Consider the following 5,521-nt stretch of genomic DNA (forward strand, 5'->3'; position numbering starts at 1 on the left):
TAAGAGTTGTAGGTTTAAAAAAGATTAGTATCTTTGCAGTCCGGTAAAACGGGAGCGCAGGAGTAGGATTGAGGGATGTTGGATAAGAGATTAAGGTTAGATAATAAACTTTAAATTTTCTTAAAAAACATTTGGTCAATTGGGAAATAATTTTTACTTTTGCACACGCAAATACGGGAGTGAAAACGACAGAAAAGTAGCCCTGTTAAAAAGCGTAAGATAGGAAGATCATTGACATACAATATAACAACCAAGTAAGGAAAAACTAAAGCGTCAAATAACTTTGAGTGAGTCAGACAAACATACAATGGAGAGTTTGATCCTGGCTCAGGATGAACGCTAGCGGGAGGCCTAACACATGCAAGCCGAGCGGTAGAGATTCTTCGGGATCTTGAGAGCGGCGTACGGGTGCGGAACACGTGTGCAACCTGCCTTTATCAGGGGGATAGCCTTTCGAAAGGAAGATTAATACCCCATAACATATTGAATGGCATCATTTGATATTGAAAACTCCGGTGGATAGAGATGGGCACGCGCAAGATTAGATAGTTGGTGAGGTAACGGCTCACCAAGTCAGTGATCTTTAGGGGGCCTGAGAGGGTGATCCCCCACACTGGTACTGAGACACGGACCAGACTCCTACGGGAGGCAGCAGTGAGGAATATTGGACAATGGGTGAGAGCCTGATCCAGCCATCCCGCGTGAAGGACGACGGCCCTATGGGTTGTAAACTTCTTTTGTATAGGGATAAACCTTTCCACGTGTGGAAAGCTGAAGGTACTATACGAATAAGCACCGGCTAACTCCGTGCCAGCAGCCGCGGTAATACGGAGGGTGCAAGCGTTATCCGGATTTATTGGGTTTAAAGGGTCCGTAGGCGGATCTGTAAGTCAGTGGTGAAATCTCATAGCTTAACTATGAAACTGCCATTGATACTGCAGGTCTTGAGTAAGGTAGAAGTAGCTGGAATAAGTAGTGTAGCGGTGAAATGCATAGATATTACTTAGAACACCAATTGCGAAGGCAGGTTACTATGTCTTAACTGACGCTGATGGACGAAAGCGTGGGGAGCGAACAGGATTAGATACCCTGGTAGTCCACGCCGTAAACGATGCTAACTCGTTTTTGGGTTTTCGGATTCAGAGACTAAGCGAAAGTGATAAGTTAGCCACCTGGGGAGTACGTTCGCAAGAATGAAACTCAAAGGAATTGACGGGGGCCCGCACAAGCGGTGGATTATGTGGTTTAATTCGATGATACGCGAGGAACCTTACCAAGGCTTAAATGGGAATTGATGGGTTTAGAAATAGACCGTCCTTCGGGCAATTTTCAAGGTGCTGCATGGTTGTCGTCAGCTCGTGCCGTGAGGTGTTAGGTTAAGTCCTGCAACGAGCGCAACCCCTGTCACTAGTTGCTAGCATTAAGTTGAGGACTCTAGTGAGACTGCCTACGCAAGTAGAGAGGAAGGTGGGGATGACGTCAAATCATCACGGCCCTTACGCCTTGGGCCACACACGTAATACAATGGCCAGTACAGAGGGCAGCTACCAGGCGACTGGATGCGAATCTCGAAAGCTGGTCTCAGTTCGGATTGGAGTCTGCAACTCGACTCTATGAAGCTGGAATCGCTAGTAATCGCGCATCAGCCATGGCGCGGTGAATACGTTCCCGGGCCTTGTACACACCGCCCGTCAAGCCATGGAAGTCTGGGGTACCTGAAGTCGGTGACCGTAACAGGAGCTGCCTAGGGTAAAACAGGTAACTAGGGCTAAGTCGTAACAAGGTAGCCGTACCGGAAGGTGCGGCTGGAACATCTCATTTTAGAGCGTCTTAAAGACGATAAAAAAACAAAGGTACTTAAGTGTACCATGTACTTACTTAAAGTTAAAGCTTTAGTTTTTTATTTGGTTGATATATAATATAAAAAAACAAAACCCACTAGAAATTAGTATCAGAGGGAGAGAGATTTTAGTAAAAGAAGTTAGAGGTTAGACATTAGAAGTTAGTTATGCTGACCGCTGAAAACCGACAACCGAGAACTAAAATTAATGAAGTCTCGTAGCTCAGCTGGTTAGAGCGCTACACTGATAATGTAGAGGTCGGCAGTTCGAGCCTGCCCGAGACTACTAATTGAAGGGATTAAGGTATTTAGAAATTAAGGAATTAAGAAATTGGCGCGAGTTAAAGGTCTTAATCTCAAAATCTCTAAATTATTTAATCTTACTAGAGGGGGAATTAGCTCAGCTGGCTAGAGCGCCTGCCTTGCACGCAGGAGGTCAAGGGTTCGACTCCCTTATTCTCCACAGTTTTGGAAGACTGATTTAAAAGTTACGGATGGAGCCAAAAACAACATCTGTTCATCAGTCGGAAGAGAAGACATTAAAGATCATTGACATTAACGGTAAAGACATCACAAAGAGAAAACCGAGCACTTATAAGTGCTTGAGTAACCTAAAAATAGGAAAGAAATCGTTAAGGGCGTATGGCGGATGCCTAGGCTTTCAGAGGCGAAGAAGGACGTGGTAAGCTGCGAAAAGCTCGGGGGATTGGCACACACGAATAGATCCCGAGATGTCCGAATGGGGCAACCCGTCTGGTTGAAGACCAGTCATCCCTTAGGGGAAGCAAACCCGGAGAACTGAAACATCTAAGTACCCGGAGGAAAAGAAATCGAAGAGATTCCGTAAGTAGTGGCGAGCGAAAGCGGATTAGCCCAAAAGTCTTTATATGTTTAAAAGAATGTTCTGGAAAGAACAGCCATAGAGGGTGATAGCCCCGTATTTGAAAGGCATATTTGGATGATAAATGAGTAGGGCGGGACACGTGAAATCCTGTCTGAATATGGGGGGACCATCCTCCAAGGCTAAATACTCCTGAAAGACCGATAGTGAACAAGTACTGTGAAGGAAAGGTGAAAAGCACTTCGAATAGAAGGGTGAAATAGAACCTGAAACCGTACGCCTACAAGCGGTCGGAGCCCACAAGTTGGGTGACGGCGTGCCTTTTGCATAATGAGCCTACGAGTTAATGTTACTAGCGAGGTTAAGGACTTCAGGTCCGGAGCCGGAGCGAAAGCGAGTCTGAATAGGGCGCTTAGTTAGTAGTATTAGACGCGAAACCTTGTGATCTACCCATGGGCAGGTTGAAGCTCTGGTAACACAGAGTGGAGGACCGAACCGGTTGACGTTGAAAAGTCTTCGGATGACCTGTGGGTAGGGGTGAAAGGCCAATCAAACTGGGAGATAGCTCGTACTCTCCGAAATGCATTTAGGTGCAGCGTCGATTTACAGTTTATTAGAGGTAGAGCTACTGATTGGATGCGGGGGTTTCATCGCCTACCAATTCCTGACAAACTCCGAATGCTAATAAATGATGGTCGGCAGTGAGGGCATGGGTGCTAAGGTCCATGTCCGAGAGGGAAAGAACCCAGACCAACAGCTAAGGTCCCCAAATTTCTGTTAAGTTGAAGCAACGCGGTTGGACTGCATTGACAGCTAGGATGTTGGCTTGGAAGCAGCCATTCATTTAAAGAGTGCGTAACAGCTCACTAGTCGAGCGGTCCGGCATGGATAATAATCGGGCATAAACAGAATACCGAAGCTATGGATTTATATTTAATATATATCTGGTAGGAGAGCATTCTATCTGCGCCGAAGCAGTATCGTGAGGTATTGTGGAGCGGATAGAAAAGAAAATGTAGGCATAAGTAACGATAAAGGGGGCGAGAAACCCCCTCACCGAAAGACTAAGGTTTCCTCAGCCATGCTAATCAGCTGAGGGTTAGTCGGGACCTAACGCGAACCCGAAAGGGGTAGTGGATGGACAATGGGTTAATATTCCCATACTTGCTCACACTAAAAAGGGGACGGTTCGACGTAGCTATTGAAGACGGACGGAAGTGTCAAGGCCTAGCCTTCGGGCGAAGCTGTTATAGTGAAATCGGATCCAAGAAAAGCCGAAGTGAAGCAACCCGTACCAAAACCGACACAGGTGGTCGAGGAGAGAATCCTAAGGTGCTCGAGTGAGTCGTGGCTAAGGAACTAGGCAAAATAGTCTCGTAACTTCGGAAGAAGAGACGCCAGCAGCAATGCTGGCCGCAGTGAAGAGGCCCAGGCGACTGTTTATCAAAAACACAGGACTCTGCTAAATCGAAAGATGCTGTATAGGGTCTGACACCTGCCCGGTGCTGGAAGGTTAAGGAAGGGCGTTAGCGTAAGCGAAGCGTTTGACTGAAGCCCCAGTAAACGGCGGCCGTAACTATAACGGTCCTAAGGTAGCGAAATTCCTTGTCGGGTAAGTTCCGACCTGCACGAATGGTGTAACGATCTGGGCACTGTCTCAGCCACGAGCTCGGTGAAATTGTAGTATCGGTGAAGATGCCGATTACCCGCAATGGGACGAAAAGACCCTGTGAACCTTTACTATAACTTCGTATTGACTTTGAGTAAGTAATGTGTAGGATAGGTGGGAGACTTTGAAGCAGGCACGCTAGTGTTTGTGGAGTCAACGTTGAAATACCACCCTTTACTTACTTGGAGCCTAACTTCTTTTAGAAGGACATTGCGTGGTGGGTAGTTTGACTGGGGTGGTCGCCTCCAAAAGAGTAACGGAGGCTTTCAAAGGTACCCTCAGCACGCTTGGTAACCGTGCGTAGAGTGTAATGGCATAAGGGTGCTTGACTGTGAGACCTACAAGTCGATCAGGTGCGAAAGCAGGACATAGTGATCCGGTGGTTCCGTATGGAAGGGCCATCGCTCATAGGATAAAAGGTACTCCGGGGATAACAGGCTAGTCTCCCCCAAGAGCTCACATCGACGGGGAGGTTCGGCACCTCGATGTCGGCTCGTCACATCCTGGGGCTGGAGAAGGTCCCAAGGGTTGGGCTGTTCGCCCATTAAAGTGGCACGCGAGCTGGGTTCAGAACGTCGTGAGACAGTTCGGTCTCTATCTATTGCGGGCGTTAGATGTTTGAGAGGGCTTGATTCTAGTACGAGAGGACCGAATTGAACAAACCTCTGGTGTATCAGTTGTACCGCCAGGTGCACCGCTGAGTAGCTACGTTTGGAAGAGATAAGCACTGAAAGCATATAAGTGCGAAACTCGCCTCAAGATGAGACATCTTTTAAGGGTCGTTGGAGATGACAACGTTGATAGGCTACAGGTGTAAAGTTGGTAACAGCATAGCCGAGTAGTACTAATTACCCGTAGATTTATAGCCTATTGGTTACAAATACCAAGCCTTATAAGTGCAGAACTGGTTTTGCCTTTGTGATGAAATTTACCGATAAAAAAGTTGACAGTAAAGAGTTGACGGCTGATAGTGAAAACTAACAACCATCAACCCAAAACCATCAACTCATATACAACCTTTAGGGTGGTTTTAGCGGTGGGGCTCACCTGTTCCCATTCCGAACACAGAAGTTAAGCCCACCAGCGCCGATGGTACTGCGACAAGCGGGAGAGTAGGTCGCCGCCAGTTTTTATTTAAAAGTCTCATAGAGTAATCTATGAGACTTTTTTT

Annotated in this window: 2 tRNA genes and 3 rRNA genes; all 5 read left to right on the plus strand. The window is 46.9% G+C overall.

Features of this window, described 5'->3' with window-relative positions:
• Positions 1-304: 304 nt before the first annotated feature.
• Positions 305-1,821, plus strand: a 16S ribosomal RNA gene (locus tag ABD745_RS00005).
• A gap of 231 nt (positions 1,822-2,052) precedes the next feature.
• Positions 2,053-2,126, plus strand: a tRNA-Ile gene (locus ABD745_RS00010).
• A gap of 103 nt (positions 2,127-2,229) precedes the next feature.
• Positions 2,230-2,303: transfer RNA gene (locus ABD745_RS00015), tRNA-Ala, on the plus strand.
• Positions 2,304-2,462: 159 nt separating this feature from the next.
• Positions 2,463-5,218, plus strand: a 23S ribosomal RNA gene (locus ABD745_RS00020).
• Between the two features lie 152 nt (positions 5,219-5,370).
• A 5S ribosomal RNA gene (gene rrf / locus ABD745_RS00025) occupies positions 5,371-5,479 on the plus strand.
• Together the 16S, 23S and 5S rRNA genes with 2 tRNA genes alongside form the textbook arrangement of a ribosomal RNA operon.
• Positions 5,480-5,521: the final 42 nt, after the last annotated feature.

The organism is Chryseobacterium ginsenosidimutans, from assembly GCF_039536845.1.
Lineage (GTDB): Bacteria > Bacteroidota > Bacteroidia > Flavobacteriales > Weeksellaceae > Chryseobacterium > Chryseobacterium ginsenosidimutans_B.